The organism is Streptomyces sp. CRN 30, from assembly GCF_034105845.1.
Genome location: NZ_JAVRHI010000462.1, coordinates 1 through 16,509, shown reverse-complemented (window position 1 = coordinate 16,509; position 16,509 = coordinate 1). Strand labels below are relative to the sequence as shown.

General features: G+C 70.8%; 14 protein-coding genes and 1 tRNA gene. 4 read left to right on the top strand and 11 right to left on the bottom strand.

The window, feature by feature from the left end:
- The first annotated feature begins 44 nt into the window (after positions 1 to 44).
- Positions 45 to 2,750 carry an immunoglobulin I-set domain protein gene (locus tag UW392_RS52735; RefSeq protein WP_320782583.1) on the top strand — a complete coding sequence of 902 codons (2,706 nt, stop codon included), beginning with the start codon at positions 45 to 47 and terminating at the stop codon, positions 2,748 to 2,750.
- A 67-nt stretch (positions 2,751 to 2,817) separates the two neighbouring features.
- Here the strand turns inward: UW392_RS52735 and UW392_RS52730 are convergent, their stop codons facing one another.
- From UW392_RS52730 to UW392_RS52720, 3 genes are all read right to left on the bottom strand, one after another.
- Complete coding sequence (locus UW392_RS52730) at positions 2,818 to 3,168, bottom strand: DUF3140 domain-containing protein (protein WP_320782582.1); 351 nt, start codon at positions 3,166 to 3,168, stop codon at positions 2,818 to 2,820.
- Positions 3,169 to 3,231: 63 nt separating this feature from the next.
- The gene (locus UW392_RS52725) at positions 3,232 to 3,714 is read right to left on the bottom strand and encodes a DNA starvation/stationary phase protection protein (RefSeq protein WP_320782581.1); all 483 of its coding nucleotides are present in this window, start codon (positions 3,712 to 3,714) and stop codon (positions 3,232 to 3,234) included.
- The gene (locus tag UW392_RS52720) at positions 3,711 to 3,986 is read right to left on the bottom strand and encodes a WhiB family transcriptional regulator (protein ID WP_320782580.1); all 276 of its coding nucleotides are present in this window, start codon (positions 3,984 to 3,986) and stop codon (positions 3,711 to 3,713) included. The genes UW392_RS52725 and UW392_RS52720 overlap by 4 nt, the downstream gene beginning before the upstream one ends.
- Positions 3,987 to 4,139: 153 nt before the next feature.
- Between UW392_RS52720 and UW392_RS52715 the strand changes: the two genes are divergently transcribed.
- Positions 4,140 to 4,913, top strand: coding sequence for a sulfite exporter TauE/SafE family protein (locus UW392_RS52715; RefSeq protein WP_320782579.1), 774 nt, complete (start codon positions 4,140 to 4,142; stop codon positions 4,911 to 4,913).
- Positions 4,914 to 4,975: 62 nt separating this feature from the next.
- Here UW392_RS52715 and UW392_RS52710 read toward each other — a convergent pair whose 3' ends face one another.
- From UW392_RS52710 to UW392_RS52700, 3 genes are all read right to left on the bottom strand, one after another.
- Positions 4,976 to 7,051 (bottom strand): MDR family MFS transporter, encoded by a 2,076-nt coding sequence (locus UW392_RS52710; protein ID WP_320782578.1) that lies wholly within the window; start codon positions 7,049 to 7,051, stop codon positions 4,976 to 4,978.
- A 93-nt stretch (positions 7,052 to 7,144) separates the two neighbouring features.
- Positions 7,145 to 7,930 carry a precorrin-6A synthase (deacetylating) gene (gene cobF / locus UW392_RS52705; protein ID WP_320782577.1) on the bottom strand — a complete coding sequence of 262 codons (786 nt, stop codon included), beginning with the start codon at positions 7,928 to 7,930 and terminating at the stop codon, positions 7,145 to 7,147.
- 68 nt (positions 7,931 to 7,998) lie between these two features.
- Positions 7,999 to 8,526: a DUF309 domain-containing protein gene (locus UW392_RS52700; protein WP_320782576.1), complete on the bottom strand. Its 528-nt coding sequence runs from the start codon at positions 8,524 to 8,526 to the stop codon at positions 7,999 to 8,001.
- Between the two features lie 106 nt (positions 8,527 to 8,632).
- On the opposite strand from UW392_RS52700, the gene UW392_RS52695 reads away from it, so the two are divergent.
- A tRNA-Pro gene (locus UW392_RS52695) sits at positions 8,633 to 8,706 on the top strand.
- Positions 8,707 to 9,119: 413 nt separating this feature from the next.
- On the opposite strand, the gene UW392_RS52690 is transcribed toward UW392_RS52695, so the two are convergent.
- From UW392_RS52690 to UW392_RS52670, 5 genes are all read right to left on the bottom strand, one after another.
- Positions 9,120 to 9,878: a thioesterase II family protein gene (locus tag UW392_RS52690; RefSeq protein ID WP_320782575.1), complete on the bottom strand. Its 759-nt coding sequence runs from the start codon at positions 9,876 to 9,878 to the stop codon at positions 9,120 to 9,122.
- Between the two features lie 52 nt (positions 9,879 to 9,930).
- Complete coding sequence (locus UW392_RS52685) at positions 9,931 to 11,184, bottom strand: glycosyltransferase (RefSeq protein ID WP_320782574.1); 1,254 nt, start codon at positions 11,182 to 11,184, stop codon at positions 9,931 to 9,933.
- 97 nt (positions 11,185 to 11,281) lie between these two features.
- A complete protein-coding gene (locus tag UW392_RS52680) occupies positions 11,282 to 12,019 on the bottom strand; it encodes an SDR family oxidoreductase (protein WP_320782573.1) in 738 nt (245 codons plus the stop codon).
- Positions 12,019 to 13,047, bottom strand: coding sequence for a Gfo/Idh/MocA family oxidoreductase (locus UW392_RS52675; RefSeq protein WP_320782572.1), 1,029 nt, complete (start codon positions 13,045 to 13,047; stop codon positions 12,019 to 12,021). The genes UW392_RS52680 and UW392_RS52675 overlap by 1 nt, the downstream gene beginning before the upstream one ends.
- A complete protein-coding gene (locus UW392_RS52670; RefSeq protein WP_320782571.1) occupies positions 13,044 to 14,471 on the bottom strand; it encodes an NDP-hexose 2,3-dehydratase family protein in 1,428 nt (475 codons plus the stop codon). Before UW392_RS52670 ends, UW392_RS52675 begins: the two co-directional genes overlap by 4 nt.
- Positions 14,472 to 14,979: 508 nt before the next feature.
- Here UW392_RS52670 and UW392_RS52665 point away from each other — a divergent pair.
- Positions 14,980 to 16,509 (top strand): type I polyketide synthase (locus UW392_RS52665; RefSeq protein ID WP_414497557.1); only part of this gene is annotated, 1,530 nt, incomplete at its 3' end.

Genomic DNA, 16,509 nt, shown 5'->3' with positions numbered 1-16,509 from the left:
GCGCCGTGCCACCGCGCGCCCGTACCAAGTGAGGACCCCTCCCCATGGCAGAAGCATCGACGGCCCCGGGCCGCGCGGCCGGACGGCGTTCCGGACGCCCCGCCGCACTCCTCGGCGCGGCCGCGCTGGTCACCGCCTCCGTCGCGCTGGGCACCGCGGCCAGCGCCGCCGACACGCCGAGGACGGTGCTCGGCAAGAGCGGCCAGGAGCTGACCGTGTCCGCCTCCGCGAACCTCGACCCCGAGGGCGAGACGCTCAAGGTCACCGGCGCGGGCTACGACCAGAGCAAGGGCATCTACGTCGCCTTCTGCAAGGACAACGGTGACAACCGGGTGCCGAGCCCCTGCCTCGGCGGCGCCGACCTGACCGGGAGCGGCGGCGCGTCCAAGTGGATCGTGCCGGAGGGGGACACGTACGAGGGCGGCTACGCGACCGCGTACGGCGACGGCGGCACCTTCGACGTCGAGCTGGAGATCACGGCCCGGGGCGACGGCCTGAACTGCCTGGAGGTCGCCTGCTCCGTCGTCACCCGCGTCGACCACCGCGGCGGCGGCGACCGCTCCCAGGACGTCCGGATCCCCGTCACCTTCGAGGGCCAGGACAACGGCGGCGGGGGCGGCGACGACGGCGGTGACGGCGTGGACGTGCCCGCCGGCACCGTCAGCTACCGCTCGTCGGCCGAGTTCACGGACGCGGGCAAGCCGCGCGACGTCCTGCTCCACCCCGACTCCGGCAGGCTGTACGTCGGCTCCGACAACAACCCCGACACCGCGGACGTCAACGAGCAGGGCCTGTACGTCCTCGACGCCGGGAACGGCACGGTCCGCAGCCACATCAGCCAGGCACCCAGCTCGACCGGCGTCATGGCCGGCCGCACGGTCAACCAGGTGATCACCCCGCTCGCGGGCGACGGCGTCGTCTTCCAGTACGCGCTGCGCGGCATCGGCACCGCCAAGGACGGCGACCAGGTCGCCCAGGGCTTCTGGCCGGCGGGCTCGACGATCACCGGCGCCGGTCCGGGCACCGGGGCCGGCACGATCCTCGTCGCGCAGGGCGCCGCGCTCTCGGAGATCGAGGTCGCCACGGGCACCGTCGAGCGCACCGTCACCCTGGAGGGCGGCTCCGAGCTCGGCGTGGACACCGCGAACGGGGCCGCGTGGTCCGCGGGTGCGAACGGCGGGCAACTGCGCCGCGTCGACACCGGCTCCCTCACCGTCACCGCCACGGCGGACCTGCCCGCCGACCTCGTGTACTCCGTCGAGCCCGACCCGGCCACCGGCAACGTGTGGGTGGGCACCGGCACCTCCGTCCAGGTCTACGACAAGGACGCGAAGCTCCTGACCACCATCGAGGGCGTGGACCGCGCGGCGGACATCGCGTTCGACGGGGACAGCGTCTACGTGCTCCGGCAGGACAGCGGCTACGCCGGCAGCGGCGGGGACAACAACGGTTCGCTGACCGTGTACGACACGAAGACGTACGAGGAGGCCGCCGAGCCGGCCGTGCTGCCGAACAACCACGCCCAGCTGGGCGAGGCACGTCTCGCGGTCGCCCCGGGCGGTGCCACCGTCTACGTCACCAGCCCGGCCGAGAGCAAGATCACCAAGTGGGACCGGCGGATGTCCCCGAAGGTCGTCCAGGCCCCCGCCGACCAGTCGGTGGCCCCGGGCGACCAGGTCTCCTTCGTGGCGGCGGCCGAGGGCGCGCCGGAGCCCACCGTGCGCTGGCAGGTCAGCACGGACGGCGCCCAGACCTGGAAGGACATCGAGGGCGCGGGAGCCACGGCCAACGCGTACTCCTTCACCGCGCGGGCCGCCCAGGACGGCTACCAGTACCGTGCCCAGTTCTCCAACGCCGCCGGCACCACCCGTACCGCCCCGGTCACCCTCACGGTCACCGAGAGCGGCGACGACGGCGGTAACGGCGGTGGCGGCGGCAACGGCGGCGGTGACGGCGACGAGCCCGCGGAGCCCTCGGGCACCAGGACGGTCACCGGCCCGGAGGGCCAGGAGCTCACCGTCACCCCGGTCAACGACCTCGCCACCGAGGAGCAGAAGCTGAAGATCACCGGCCGTGGCTACGACGAGGACAAGGGCGTCTACGTCGCCCTCTGCGTCGACAACGGCGAGGGCGAACTGCCCACCCCGTGCATCGGCGGCGTGGACATGAGCGGCGGCTCGCACAGCTCCGCCTGGATCTCCTCGAACCCGCCCGACTACGGGCAGGACCTCGCGGTCCCGTACGGCAAGGGCGGCACCTTCGAGGCCGAGCTGACCGTCGACGCCCGCGACGAGTTCACCGACTGCTTCGAGGCGACGTGCGTGCTCGCCACCCGCGCCGACCACACGCTGTCCGGCGACCGTTCGCAGGACGTCAAGGTGCCGGTGAGCTTCGTCGGCCAGGATCCCGTGGACACCGACGACACCGACGACACCGACGGCGGTGACGGGGGCACGGGCGGCGGTGACACGACCGGCGGCACGGGCGGTACCGACGGCACCGGCGGCACGTCCGGCGGACCGGGCTCCACGGGCGGCACCGGAAGTACCGGCGGCGTCGGCGGGACGGGCGGCACCACGGTCGCGGGCACGACCGGCGGCAGCCTCGCCGCCACCGGCACCACCGTCCTGACCCTGGCCTCGGTGGCCGCGCTGCTCACGGCGGCGGGCTGGTTCGCCCACCGCCGCGGGCGCCTGCGCACCCGGGGCGCCGCGGAGGGTTCCTCCACCTCGCGGCTGCCGGTCGGCTGACGGCCGGCACACGCACGGAAGGCGGAGCTCCCCGCGGGGAGCTCCGCCTTCCTCGTAACCCGCGCCGTTACGTCCGCGGCGCCTTCAGCGGGTCGTGGCCCAGCGACATCAGGTGGTGGCGCCGGAGCGTGTCGTGCGCGTCCTCGGGCTCCGGCTCGTTCGCCAGGTCCACCTGCGACAGGATCTCGTCCACGACGTGACGCATCGTGTCGACGTCGTCGTCGGTGAGGTCCGTGCGCCGCTTCTGCAGGATGGCCAACACGTGCCGGCCGGTGGCCCCGCCCGCCCGGTCGGGCAGCGGCTCGACGTTCTCGCCCGCGTCGTGCATCCGCAGCCAGTCCGCCAGTTCCGGCGAGGGCATGTTCACCACGCGGTGGAAGTCGTTCCACAGGGCTTCGAGTTCAAGGGCGTCGGCCATGGGGTGCCCCTTTCGTGCAAGTGCACGTGCGGTCCGCGTGCGGTCCGCACGTGCTCCGGCCGGTCAGTTGTCGCGCGGGTAGTCCTCGGCCTGGAACATCCAGCGCTGCTTCTCCAGCTCGGCCGTGATCGCGATCAGCAGGTCCTGGGTGACCGGGTCGGTCTCCTCGGTGACGGCGATGCGCTCGCGCAGCCGGCCGATCGCCGCCTCCAGTGTCTCCACCAGCAGCGAGACGACCTCGGTGTCCCGCAGCCAGCCGTCCTTCGTGCCGGGCAGGGCGAACCGGGCCGCGATGGTCTCCGGACGGCCGTCCGGCGGGACGCCGATCGCCGCCGCGCGCTCGGCCACGGTGTCGGAGAACTCACGAGCCGCGGACACGATCTCGTCGAGCTGCAGGTGGATCGAACGGAACCTCGGCCCCACGATGTTCCAGTGGGCCTGCTTCCCGACGAGCGAGAGCCCCAGCAGATCGACCAGCGTGTCCTGCAGGGCCTCCCCGGTCTTCCCGCGGGCGGGTTCCGGGAGGGTGCTCGTCACTTCGGTCATGGTGTGCTGCTCCTCATCACTTCGGGCCGGGGCTCATTCACGTCCCCGGCGGTACGGAGCAGTGCGGCGCGTTCGTCCTCCGAGAGGCCGCCCCACACGCCGGACGTCCGGCCGCTGCCGAGCGCCCACTCCAGGCACTGGCCGATCACCGGGCAGTCCGCGCAGATGCGTTTGGCGGCGGCGGTGTCCCGCACCGCCGGTCCCGAGGTGCCCACGGGGAAGAACAGATCGGGATCCGCTCCCACGCAGGCCGCGTGCCGCAACCACTCCATGGAGGCGCGGGTGCCCCGCCCTTCCGCAGGGAAACACGCCTTCCGCATGGCGAACCCCACGGTCGGGGCGGTGTGCGGTCCCGTCACGCCCGGGGGCCCGGGGCACGGGCGCCCGGCCCACGCGACCCGCGTGGGCATACCATCGGTGTCCGCATGGACACGATGACTCTGGGGCACCTGTCCCCAGCCCAGTTCGCCGCGCTCGCCCTCGCGGCGTTCCTCGTCGGCTTCTCCAAGACGGCCGTCAGCGGGGCCAACACGGTCAGCCTCGCGATCTTCGCGGCGGTCCTGCCCGCCCGGGCCTCCACCGGTGTGCTGCTGCCGATCCTCATCGTCGGCGACGTGCTCGCCGTGCTCACCTACCGGCGGCACGCCCACTGGCCCACCCTGTGGCGGCTCTTCCCGGCCGTCGCCGCGGGCGTCGTCCTCGGCACGGTGTTCCTGCTGTGGGCCGACGACGGCGTCATGCGGATCTCGATCGGCGCGATCCTTCTGATGATGGCGGCGGTCACGGTGTGGCGGCGCCGCGTCGCCGAGCGGGAGGCGGAGCCCGACGAGGTGGCCACCCGGACCGGCCGGGTCAAGGCCCGCTCGTACGGGGTGCTGGGGGGCTTCACGACGATGGTCGCCAACGCCGGCGGGCCCGTGATGTCCCTGTACCTGCTCTCGGCGGGCTTCCGGAAGCTGGGCTTCCTGGGTACGTCGGCCTTCTTCTTCCTGATCGTCAACGTCTCCAAGGTGCCCTTCAGCGTCGGGCTCGGCCTGATCGACGGGCACTCGCTGCTGATCGACGCCGCCCTCGTGCTGTTCGTGCTGCCGGGCGCGCTCGTCGGCAGGTGGGCGGTGGACCGGATCGACCAGCGGCTGTTCGAGCGGCTGGTGATCGCGGCCACGGTGCTGGGCGGGCTGCAGCTCCTGCTGGGCTGAGAGCCGCTGGACACATCCCGGCGGGGGCGGCCGCCCAGACCGCCGTGCCGCCGCTCGGACACTCAGACCGCCATGCCGCCGGCCAGTTCCCTCGCGCGCGCGGGCACCCCGTTCGCCAGGTCCTCCGCGAGCAGCCGCTTGGCGATGGCGTCCACCGCGGCCCGCAGCTCCGCGCCGCCGGGGCGGCCGTAGTCGCCCTCCAGGCACGCGCCCAGCCACTGGGCCCACGCCCCGCTGATCACCTGGGCCTCGCGCGTTCCGGCCGGGGTGAGCGAGAAGAGGGACCCGTGGCGGCTGAGACAGCCCGCCGCGACCAGCCGGTCGAAGGCCGGTTCCAGCACCTCGGGCGGCACGTTCCGGCTGGCGGCGATGAGGTTGAGGTTGGCGTGGCCCACCATCCGCGTGAAGAGGTCGACCTGTGTGACCACCCAGGCGCCCGCCATGTCGAGTCCGGTGCCCGACTCCCGGACGACACGGCGGACGACGACGGGGCCCACCCCGCCCATGACGCGCACGACGGCGGCCTCGAGCAGCTGCCGGGAGTCGCTCGTGCGAGGCTGCGCGAACCCCTCGCCCATGTCGGCGGAGCTCGCCCGCGCGGTGTCCCTGAGCGGCACCTGCTTGAGGAACAGGGCCACCAGGAAACCGAGCGCCGCGACCGGCACGGTCCACAGGAAGACGGTGTGCAGCGTGTCGGCGTACGCCTCGATCACCGGCCGCGCCGCCGCGGCCGGCAGCCCGTGCAGGCCCTCCGGGCTCATCGCGGCCCGGCCGACGGTGGCGGGGTCGGCGGCGCCCGTGCGGGCCGCCGCCGCGACGCCCTCCTGGAGGTTGGGCGTGAGGGAGTTGGCGTAGATGGTGCCGAACACGGCTGTGCCGAAGGCGCTGCCCAGCGTACGGAAGAAGGTGACGCCGGAGGTCGCCGTGCCCAGCTCGGCGTAGTCGACGGTGTTCTGCACGGCGATGACCAGCACCTGCATGGACAGCCCGATGCCGATGCCGAGCACGAACATGAACAGGGACTCCAGCCAGGCGCCGGTGTCCGGGCCCATGCGGGACAGCAGGTACAGGCCGATCCCCATGATCACGGAACCCACGATCGGGAAGATCCGGTACCGGCCCGTCTTGCTGACCACGTTGCCGCTGAAGACCGACGCGATCAGCAGCCCGACGACCATGGGCAGCGTCCGCACCCCGGAGACCGTGGCCGAGTCACCGTCGACGTACTGGAGGTAGCTCGGCAGGTACGTCAGCGCGCCGAGCATCGCGAAACCGACGATGAAGCTGAGTACCGAGCACACCGTGAAGACCGGGTTGCGGAACAGCCGCATGGGCAGCATCGGCTCGGCCGCGCGAGTCTCCACCAGGCAGAACAGCGCCAGCGCGACGAGCCCGGCCGCGAACAGGCCGATGATGACGCCGGAACCCCACGCGTACTGGTTGCCGCCCCAGCTCGTCGCCAGGATCAGCGCGCTGGAGCCGATCGCGACGAGGGCGATGCCCAGGTAGTCGATGACCGGCCGGGCCGCCGACCTCACCGAGGGGATCGTGCGGGCCGCTGCGGCGATCACGACGATCGCGATGGGGACGTTGACGTAGAACGCCCAGCGCCAGGTCAGGTGGTCGGTGAACAGTCCGCCCAGCAGCGGCCCGACCACCGTCGACACACCGAAGACCGCGCCGATCGCGCCCTGGTACTTGCCGCGCTCCCGCAGCGGGATCACGTCCGCGATCAGCGCCATGGAGGTGACCATCAGCCCGCCCGCGCCGATGCCCTGCACGGCCCGCCACGCGATCAGCAGGGTCATGTCGGTGGCGAGACCGCACAGGAACGACCCGGTGATGAAGACGACCGCCGACACCTGGAAGACGACCTTGCGGCCGAAGAGGTCGCCGAACTTGCCCACCAGCACCGTCGCGACCGTCTCGGCCAGCAGGTACGAGGTGACCACCCACGACATGTGCTCGGCGCCGCCCAGCTCGGACACGATCGTGGGCAGCGCCGTGCCGACGATGGTCTGGTCGAGCGCCGCGAGCAGGATGCCCAGCACGATCGTCGCGAAGACGATGTTGCGGCGCCGTACGTCGAGCACGGGCGGCTGGGCTCCCTGCGGCGGCGCGTTCCGGGTGGTCGTCACAGGCTCACCCTCACACCGGGCGGCCCCGTGCGCATGCGGGGGCGCTCCGACCGGGGACGGGACTCGGACCCTCAGCCCGCCTCGCCCCGGGGCTCAGCCCGTGTCGCCCCCGGGCTTCCTGCGGAGCAGGTACGTGTCCATGATCCAGCCCTTGCGCTCGCGGGCCTCGGCGCGCAGGCGCTCGATGCGCGGGGCGGCCTCGGCGAGGGGCCCGGAGTCGAGGATCTCGTCGGGGGTGCCGATGTACGCGCCCCAGTAGATGTCGATGTCCTCGCCGGAGTCCGCGTACTGCCGGAAGGCCTGGTGGGCGTCGAGCATCACGACCACGTCGTCGACGCCCTCGGGGAACCCCTCCGCCAGCCGGCGCCCCGTGGTGATCTGCACCGGCCGCGCCACCCGGTTCAGCCCCGTGCGGTGCCGGGCCACCAGCGCGGAGACGCTGCTGATGCCCGGCACGACGTCGTACGCGAAGGTCACCGTCCCGCGCCGGAGGACCTCCTCCAGGACGCCGAGCGTGCTGTCGTACAGCGCGGGGTCCCCCCACACCAGGAACGCGCCGCTCTCGTCCTCGCCCAGTTCCTCGGCGACGAGCCGCTCGTAGATGTCCGCGCGGGCGGTGCGCCAGTCGCCGACGGCGGGGGAGTAGGCGGTGCCCCCGGCGGACCGGTCGCGCTCGGGATCGCGCGCCTCGACCAGCCGGTACGAGCCCTGCGGCACGTGCGCGTCCAGGATGTCGCGGCGCAGCCGGACGAGGTCGGACTTCACCTCGCCCTTGTCCAGGATGAAGAACACGTCGGTGCGCCTCAGCGCCTTGACAGCCTGCAGGGTCAGCTGGTCGGGGTCGCCCGCCCCGATGCCGATGACATGAATCGTTCGCACGCCCCGAGTCTGCCGTACGCCACCGGCAGTGCCCGCACCGCGTCACCCCGCGCTCGCGGGCGGACGCCTCAGACGGGTCCCGTGCCGCGCAGCCGCGGTGCCAGCGCGCGGGCGTCCACCGGAGTCCGCTCGCGCTCCACGAGGTCGGCCAGCCCTCGCGCCCAGCCGGCGAGCTCCGCGAGGCCGATGCCGTACGGGCGGGGCGTACCGGTCCCGGCCGCCCACTCCTCCACGGCCCCGGCACCGCGCCGCAGCAGCCGCGCCCCGCCCGTCACGTTGCCGCGTGCCGCGTGCGTGAGGCCCACCGCGAGCTGGGCGAGCCCCCGCCACAGGCCGCGCTCCGCGTCCGGCCCCGCCTTCCACGCGTCCTCGAACACCTCGTGCGCGTGGAACGGCCGGCCCGCGTCGAGCAGCGCCTGCGCCTCGGCCACGGTCTCCTCCGGCGCGCGCACCACTCCCTCCGGCTGCCGGTCCACGCCCGGCTCGCCGTACGGCAGCGGGCGGCCGAGCCCGTCCCGCGGCCGGGCGTTGCGCGCCCGCCCCTCCTCGTCCCGGTCCCGTCCCTGGTCCTGTCCACGCCGCGTCGTCCCGCTCATGCACCGATTCTCTCGCGCACCCGTCCGAACCGGGCTTCGGGACAGCGGGCGACGTGGGGTAAAGTGCTGTTTGCGTGATCACGCAGGAACACCGCGGGAAACGCATCGGGACGTGGCGCAGCTTGGTAGCGCACTTGACTGGGGGTCAAGGGGTCGCAGGTTCAAATCCTGTCGTCCCGACTATTGGTTTCGCAGGGGCAGGGGCGGAAGCCCTCCCACGCTTCTGGCAGGACGGGCCGTAGCTGGGGCCGTCTCCGTGATGTCCGGGGGCCAGGAGGAGGGCGAGTGGCCGGCACCATCAGTCGGCTGCGAGGTGGATCCTGGTTGAAGCCGTCGCGGGAGTGTCCCGGACACTAGCCAATGCCCTTCCGCGTTCGTCGGATCTCCGCGGCGTCGCGACGCCCGGCACGCTCCCCCAAGCTCTTCGAGCAGGGGGGACCCCCACTCGCCGCACTCCCCCAGAGGGGGCACCCCCAGCGCACGCACCGAACGCCGCTCCTTCTTCCACGGAGATCCGTCAGAAACGCCCTAGTGCTCCAGTTCGCCGGGGTCCTGCGCCGCTGGGTGATCGACAGGAGTTGGTTCAGGTGAACCTAGAACCGTTGAACCGAAGCAAGCGCAGTGCGAATCGTCCCCAACACCGAAGCGGCATGTGCATCAAGGAAGAAGTGCCCGCCGGAGTACGTGTACAGGTCGAACTTCCCGGTGGTGAACGTCCGCCACGCCTGCGCCTCTTCCAGTGAGACCTGAGGGTCCACGTCCCCGGTCAACGCCACCAACGGGCAGGCCAGCGGTGGCCCCGGGGACAGGCGGTAGGTCTCCACGGCTCGGTAGTCGTTGCGGATGACGGGCAGCAGCATGTCCATGACGTCAGGATCGTCCAGAAGGCTGCCGGCGGTTCCGCCCAGTTCCTTCACCTTGGCAATCAAGTCTTCGTCGCTACGCCGATGCACTCCTTCGTCCCGCGAGTACGAGGGGGCGGCGCGCCCGGAGGCGAAGAACGAGGCCGGCCGGATGCCTTCGTGCTCCAGCCGACGGGCGACCTCGAACGCCACCAGTGCACCCATGCTGTGGCCGAACAACGCCAGTGGACGGTCGGCCCACAGCCGTAACTCCTCCACCAGCACGTCGGCCAGATCGGTCACGCTGCCGATGAACGGTTCCCTCCGCCTCTCCTGTCGACCCGGGTACTGGATCGCCAGCACGTCGGCCACCTGCGAGAGCTGTCGCGAGACCGGGAAGAAGTAGCTGGCGGCGCCGCCCGCGTGAGGGAAGCACACCAGGCGGACGCCCGCGTCGGAGGGATGGAAACGGCGTACGGAAGGAGTGGAAAGATCCGTTGTGTCTGTCATGGCTGTGTTTGCCCCTTCGTTAGCGTCTCTGTGGGGCGGTCCGGATCGCCTGTCACGCACGGGCACTAGCCGACTTCGGGCCGGGCCAGCGCTTCACCCAGTCCTCCAGGATGTCGACGGCCGTCTCGGTGCCGCTCTCGGCGCGTACGGCCTCGCCGACGCTCGCCGCCCGCCGGGCCATGCCCTCGTCGTTCAGGGCCTTGCCGAGCGCCTCGTCGAGGAGTTCGGCGGTGAACTTCGAGAACGGGATGGGCTGCGGGGACACCCCGAGCCGGTGCACCTGCGCCGCCCAGAAGGGGCTGTCGGCGAAGGTCGGCACGACGATCTGGGGCGTTCCCGAACGCAGCGCCTCCCCCGTGGTGTTGCAGCCGCCGTGGTGGATGATCGCCGACGACCGAGGGAACAGCCAGGGGTAGTGCACGTCCTCGACGCGGAACACGTCGTCGGGCACCTCTTCGGGGCCGCCGCCCACCAGCACCAGGCGCTTGCCGTACGACCGGACGACGCCGAGGACCTTGCGCAGCGTCCTGTCCGGCTGGTGCACCGGCCAGATGCTGCCGAACGACAGCGTCACCGGGGCGTCCCCGTGCTCCACGAAGTCGACCAGGGCGTCCGACGGGCTCCACTCGCGGTCCCAGAACCAGTAGCCGGTGAACCGCGAAAGGGCGGGCCAGTCGGCGGGCTCGGTGAACATCTCGCGAGTGACCGGACACAACAACGGCACGTCACGCCCCAGTTCGCGGTAGGGCGCGCCGAACGGCAGCGGCGACATGTTCGCGTCTTTGCGGTAGCCGCGGATGGAGACCCAGTCCAGGAGCCCCGCCGCGCGGTGCGTCAGACGGTTGTAGAGCGGGCCCATCTTGTTCTGGGGAGCCATCATGGCCGGCCACTGACTGGTGGGGTTCAGCGGCCACCAGGTCAGCGAGGCCCAGGGGGCCTTGCCGTTGTCCTCGAACAGGATGCGGCTCAGTACGCTGTTGACCACCAGGTCGGCCCCCTCGCACACCTCCGCTATGCGGGAGGCGAGCAGGCGGATGTGCTCCTGCGTCTGCCGCGGGACCTTGCGTGCCGCGCGGAAGAGCGAGGCGCCCTGCTGGAGGGCCTCGGCGAGCGCCGGGTGCGCGATGAAATCCCGCGGGCTGCCCGGGAGTTCGGCGAAGTCGAGGCCGGACTCGCGCACCAGCTTCTCGAAGTCACCATGGGTGGCGAGGATCACCGAGTGTCCGCGGGCCGTCAGGGTTCTGCCCAGCGCGATGAACGGCTGGACGTCACCCCGTGATCCGGTGACAACGAGCGAAACGTGCATGAGTCCTCCGTACGAAAGGGACGGTTGAGGGGAGTCGCCCGCGCGCCGTGGTTCGGCTATGGCTTCATGTGGTGTTGCGGTTCGCTTCGAGTGCTGCTCAGTAACAGGGGACGTAGCGGTCGAGCATGCGGTCCAGGTAGTCGGCGTCGGTCACCGACCGCAGCTCGGGCAGCAGTGCGCAGAGCTTGTCGACCGACACGCGGGTCAGACTGAAGGGCACGTCGACGATCTCGTGCCGCGCGAAGAGGCCCAGACGCTTCTCGATGCCGTGGACGATGGTCCTCACGGGCAGGGGCGTTCCCGAGGCCACGTTGATCACTTCGTTGTCGACGCCCCGTCCAAGAAGACCGTCGACGGCCCGGACCAGGTCGGCCACGTCCACCAGATCACGGTGCGCGCCCTTGTACAGCTGCACGCTGCCGTCGCGCACCTGCTGGACGAAGGAGGGCAGCAGCTGGTGCGGGCGCTGCCAGCGGCCCGTCGCGTGGCTCACCCGCAGCACGAGCCAGGCCGCTCCGGACCCGGTGACGATGTTTTCCAGGCGCAGCCGCTGGATGCCGTAGGGCGAGGTCGGCCGCACCTCGGTGTCCTCGGCCATCGGCTCGTTCCCGGTGCCGTACAGCGCGTGGGAGGCGCTGGAGAGGAACACCATGAGCCGGCCTTCGGCGCGGCACTTCCGGCTGACCTCCTCCACCAGCGCCGCCTCGCGCTCGAACTCCGCATCCGCGTTCGTCCAGGTGCTCGAAACGCCGGCGGCCAGCACCGTGACGCCCGGGTGGCGGTCCTCGACGGCCGCCATGTTGCGGGCGATGAATCCCCTGCCGATGATTTCCATCAGGAGCCCTCCGCCGCGGTGACGCGGACCGCCGACCTGTGGATGTCGTCGAGGAGTTCCGCCGTCCGCACGGTGGTCGCGGCCCAGGCCGCGTGGCCGGAGTCGACGCCGGTGGCCGCGGTCTCGCGCACCGCGGCGGCGAACGCGGTGACCGACCCGGCGAACTGGTGTTCGGCGGGCAGCACGAGCTCCTCGGCGTGGTCCTGCTCCTCGATGCGTACGACGGGCGCCATGGTCGCAGGCGGGGTGAAGGCGCGGTCCACGGTCAGACGCGCCTGGCTGCCCCAGAGGGTGTAGCGCGAGCCGTAGGTGTGCACGAAGCCGAAGTTGACCGTCGCGATCTGCCCCGCGGAGGCCGCGAGCACCGCGCTGCCCGCGACGTCGACGCCCAGGGCCGGGTCGTCGTGCAGCACGGCGCCGGCGACGGTGAGGTCGTCGCCGAGGAAGTACTGTGCGAGCCGCACGGGGTAGATGCCGGCGTCCAGCAGGGCGCCGCCGCCGAGCTCGGGGCGGTAGCGGACGTCGTGCGCGGGCAGCGGCGGGAAGCAGAACGCCGCGTCGACGTGCCGGAGTTCGCCGAGACGGCCCTGCGCGACCAGCTCGGCCACGCGTCGGTGGAGCCCGTGGTGGACGAAGGCGAGGTTCTCGCGCAGCACGAGACCGCGCTCCACCGCGACCCGGGCCAGCGCCCCGGTGTCTGCCGACCCCGTGGTCAGCGGCTTCTCGGACAGGACGTGCTTGCCCGCTTCGAGCGCGGCGTTCGCCCAGGTGTAGTGCCGGGAGTTGGGGACCGAGACGTAGACCGCGTCGATGTCGTGCCGCTCGAGGAGCCGCTCGTAGCCGTGCACGGCCTCGCAGCCGACGTCGGCGGCGATCCGCTCCGCCTTTTCCCGCTCCCGGCTGGCGATGGCGGTGACGACGGTGTCCGGTACTTCGCGCAGCGCGGGCAGCATGCGCCGCACGGCGACCGAGGACGCGCCGAGCACGCCGACCCTCAGCGGTGGACCCGATGGAGTGGAGGTGCTCACGTTCGAACTCCTCTGATCTGGCACAACAGACTGTGCAGGCAGGCAAGGAGACTTCTGGCCTGGATGTTCAAGTAGTTGCTGTGCTGGACGAACCTGGACAGCTGATGGGCAGACAACCAGCGGAACGAGTCCGGTTCTCGAAGCTCGCGCCCAGGGGGAACTTCAACGATCATGTAGCGGCTGCGGGTGTGGAAGAACCGGCCGCCCTCCTCGGAGAGCACGGTGTCGAACCGGATGGCCTCGGCGGGGGCGCTCAGCACCTCGTGCAGGAACGGGGGAGCGGCCTCGGCCGGCAGCACGGTGTAGTTCTCCGGGGTGCACTGCACGGTGGGCGCGAGCTCAACGGCGTCCATGAAGCCGGGTTCGTGCTTGACTTGGACGAGGGCGTGCAGCACGCCGTCGATCCGTTGGACCAGAAAGGCCGTGACACCCTGGCCGCGCGCTTCGATCATCGGCTGGGTCCAGCCGCCGATCTCGCGGCTGCCGGTCCGCACGTCCACGGCCATCACGTCGAAGAACAGGCCGGATTCGTGTGAGATCCGTTCCGCGGTGCGGTGCCAGCCTCGAAGAGAGTTGAGGTCCGTCGGAGTCGCCCTGCCCCGGAACTCCGCCCGGGCGTTGGTGAACCAACTGTGCACGCTGCCGAAGGAGTGCATCGTGCCGTGCCTGGGATCCAGCGATCTGGCCAGCGCGGAGAGGAAGGTCTCACCTTCGACCGGATAGAGGGATCCCCGATCGCCGCTTGGGCGACGGAGGGCGGGTGACGAGACGTCCCGTGCGAACGGGAGGCATGACATGACCGTGCGCGTGTCCATGTTCACGAGGTCGTCCGATGCCAGCAACGCGTGTAACTGTCCGACGGACAGCCAGTGGAAGCCGTCCAGCGGTTCCACATTCTCGGCGGTCTCCACGACGATGTTCCGATTGCGTTTCCGGTAGAACCAGGAACCCTGTTCGGACTGAAGCACATCGGCCAGTACGCGGTGCCGTGAGGCATTACGGAAGTAATCGAGATAGGGAACCGGGCGGCCGCCGTGCACTCTGGTGTAGTTACTGCGGGTCGCCTGCACGGTGGGCGAGAGCTGGATCCTGTTGCAATTACCGGGCTCCATCTTCGCCTGCATCAGACAGTGCGGTACACCGTCGAATTTTTTGACCAGAATGCCCAGTAAGCCGACTTCGGCCTGATCGATGACCGGTTGGTCCCAGTCGGACACCGGACTCGTGGGGTTGTGTACTCGCAGGCCTCGTACCGAAAAGAATCGGCCACTGTCGTGAACGAGATCCCCGGTCGGTCTCTCGAAGCGCCAACCTTTCAGTTCCGTGAACGGGATGCGACGAACCTTCGACTGGTGCGCTTCGCCGTACGCGGTGAACCAGGCATGGAAGTCGCGCATGGTCGTGACGGCGGAGTCGTTCTGCATGGACCGAGCGATGTCGGCGGCCGAGTCGTTTCCAGGCCTGGTCAAAGCGTCAGCGCTGCGTGGCGGGGCGTGCGTCATCGGTCGCTTCTCATCCCCTGGCATGGTCGGCGAACGGGTCGGTGAAGCCCCGCGAGATGGATGGTCGTCATCGGCGCACCTTCGAGCGGTGTCGTCCTCGGTGTAGCCGGCGTGCTCGTTCTCGTGCTTCCTGGCTGGGGCTCGGGCTAGTCCAACGCCTCCCGGCGTGAACTGTCAACCGTTGATCCATCTGTGCGGCTTCGGTACCTGCAGCCCGTAAGGAGGGTGTCGAGATATTGACCGAGGCGCCCCTTTTGCCTTATTGGCTCCCCTCTCGAACGCTTTACCGAGATCATTTATGTGATTCGCGTCACATTGTCATCCGGATGAGTATGTGACATTGTCGAATCCGCATTCAACCTGCCCTATTTTCGCGTGCAGCAGAGACTCGCAACCTCGCTCCTGGCCTTTCCTGTGAGCTGGTCAACGGTTGTTGGAAGTCGGCGGGGCACTGTTGGCCTATCTGAAAAACAACCAGCGGGGGTTGGCTTTGTTGGGAGCTGCTCGATCGGCACGGCACGGCGATGAAGGCAAACGGATCGCGGTAATCGGACTGTCCTGTCGCCTGCCAGGGGCTGATTCGGTGGCGGAGTTACGACGGCTTCTTCGCGACGGGGTCGACGCGATCAGTCCGCTACCGCACGGGCGGTGGCCTCGACATCATCCGAACGACGCGCAGCAGTTGACATCGGAACAAGGTGGCTTCCTGGAACGCGTCGACGAGTTCGACGCCGACTTCTTCGGCATCTCGCCGCGCGAGGCCGCGGCCATGGACCCCCAGCAGCGCCTCGCGCTCGAACTCGGCTGGGAGCTCCTCGAGAACGGCGGCGTCACCCCCGAGCGCCTGACGGACCAGCGCGCCGGTGTCTTCGTCGGGGCCATGAGCGACGACTACGCCACCCTCACCCGGCAGCGCAGCTCCGCGGCCGTCTCCCACCACACGCTCGCCGGTCTGCAACGCAGCATGATCGCCAACCGGCTCTCCTACCTCCTCGGCGTGAACGGCCCCAGCCTGACCGTCGATTCGGGTCAGTCCTCCTCCCTCGTCGCCGTCCACATGGCGTGCCAGAGCCTCCGCTCCGGGGAGTGCGACATCGCCCTCGCCGGCGGCGTGAACCTGAACCTCACCTTCGACGGCACCCTGACCGTCTCCCGCTTCGGCGGGCTCTCGCCCGACGGCCGCTGCTACACCTTCGACGCCCGTGCCAACGGCTACGTACGCGGTGAGGGCGGTGGCTTCGTCCTCCTCAAGCCCCTGGACCGGGCGCTGCGGGACGGCGACCACATCCACGGCGTACTGCGCGGCAGCGCCGTCAACAACGACGGCGGCGGCGACAGTCTCACCACGCCGAGCCGGCAGGCCCAGGAAGAGGTGCTGCGCCGCGCGTACGCCGCGGCGGACGTCCGCCCCGACGACATCCAGTACGTCGAACTCCACGGCACGGGCACCGCTGTCGGCGACCCCATCGAGGCGTCGGCGCTCGCCTCCGTCCTCGGTTCCACGCGCCCGGCGGACGCACCGCTGCGGGTCGGCTCGGTCAAGACGAACGTGGGTCACCTGGAGGGCGCCGCGGGCATCGTGGGCCTGATCAAGGTCCTGCTGTCCGTCGAGGCGGGCGAGCTGCCCGCGAGCCTCAACTTCGAGACTCCCAACCCCGCCATCCCGCTGGAGGAGTGGCGTCTGCGGGTCAACACGGAGCTCTCCTCCTGGCCGCGTCCTGACGTTCCGCTGCTGGCCGGAGTGTCGTCGTTCGGCATGGGCGGGACGAACGCGCACGTGGTCGTGGAGCAGGCTCCCGTGGAGGAGCCCCCCGTAGCTGATGGTGATGGCGAGGGCGGTCCGGCGGGTGTGGTGGCCGGTGGCGGTGTGGTGCCGTGGGTGCTTTCGGGTCGGTCGGTGGCGGGTCTGCGGGGGCAGGCGGCGCGGTTGCGGGAGTTCGTGGCGTCGTCGGGGGCTTCT

Excerpts from the sequence above, each read along its gene's own strand:
- UW392_RS52735 (WP_320782583.1), top strand. The coding sequence starts at position 45 with ATGGCAGAAGCATCGACGGCCCCGGGCCGCGCGGCCGGACGGCGTTCC.
- UW392_RS52730 (WP_320782582.1), bottom strand. The coding sequence starts at position 3,168 with ATGGCCGACGCCCTTGAACTCGAAGCCCTGTGGAACGACTTCCACCGC.
- UW392_RS52725 (WP_320782581.1), bottom strand. The coding sequence starts at position 3,714 with ATGACCGAAGTGACGAGCACCCTCCCGGAACCCGCCCGCGGGAAGACC.
- UW392_RS52720 (WP_320782580.1), bottom strand. The coding sequence starts at position 3,986 with ATGGAGTGGTTGCGGCACGCGGCCTGCGTGGGAGCGGATCCCGATCTG.
- UW392_RS52715 (WP_320782579.1), top strand. The coding sequence starts at position 4,140 with ATGGACACGATGACTCTGGGGCACCTGTCCCCAGCCCAGTTCGCCGCG.
- UW392_RS52700 (WP_320782576.1), bottom strand. The coding sequence starts at position 8,526 with ATGAGCGGGACGACGCGGCGTGGACAGGACCAGGGACGGGACCGGGAC.
- UW392_RS52690 (WP_320782575.1), bottom strand. The coding sequence starts at position 9,878 with ATGACAGACACAACGGATCTTTCCACTCCTTCCGTACGCCGTTTCCAT.
- UW392_RS52685 (WP_320782574.1), bottom strand. The coding sequence starts at position 11,184 with ATGCACGTTTCGCTCGTTGTCACCGGATCACGGGGTGACGTCCAGCCG.
- UW392_RS52680 (WP_320782573.1), bottom strand. The coding sequence starts at position 12,019 with ATGGAAATCATCGGCAGGGGATTCATCGCCCGCAACATGGCGGCCGTC.
- UW392_RS52670 (WP_320782571.1), bottom strand. The coding sequence starts at position 14,471 with ATGCAGAACGACTCCGCCGTCACGACCATGCGCGACTTCCATGCCTGG.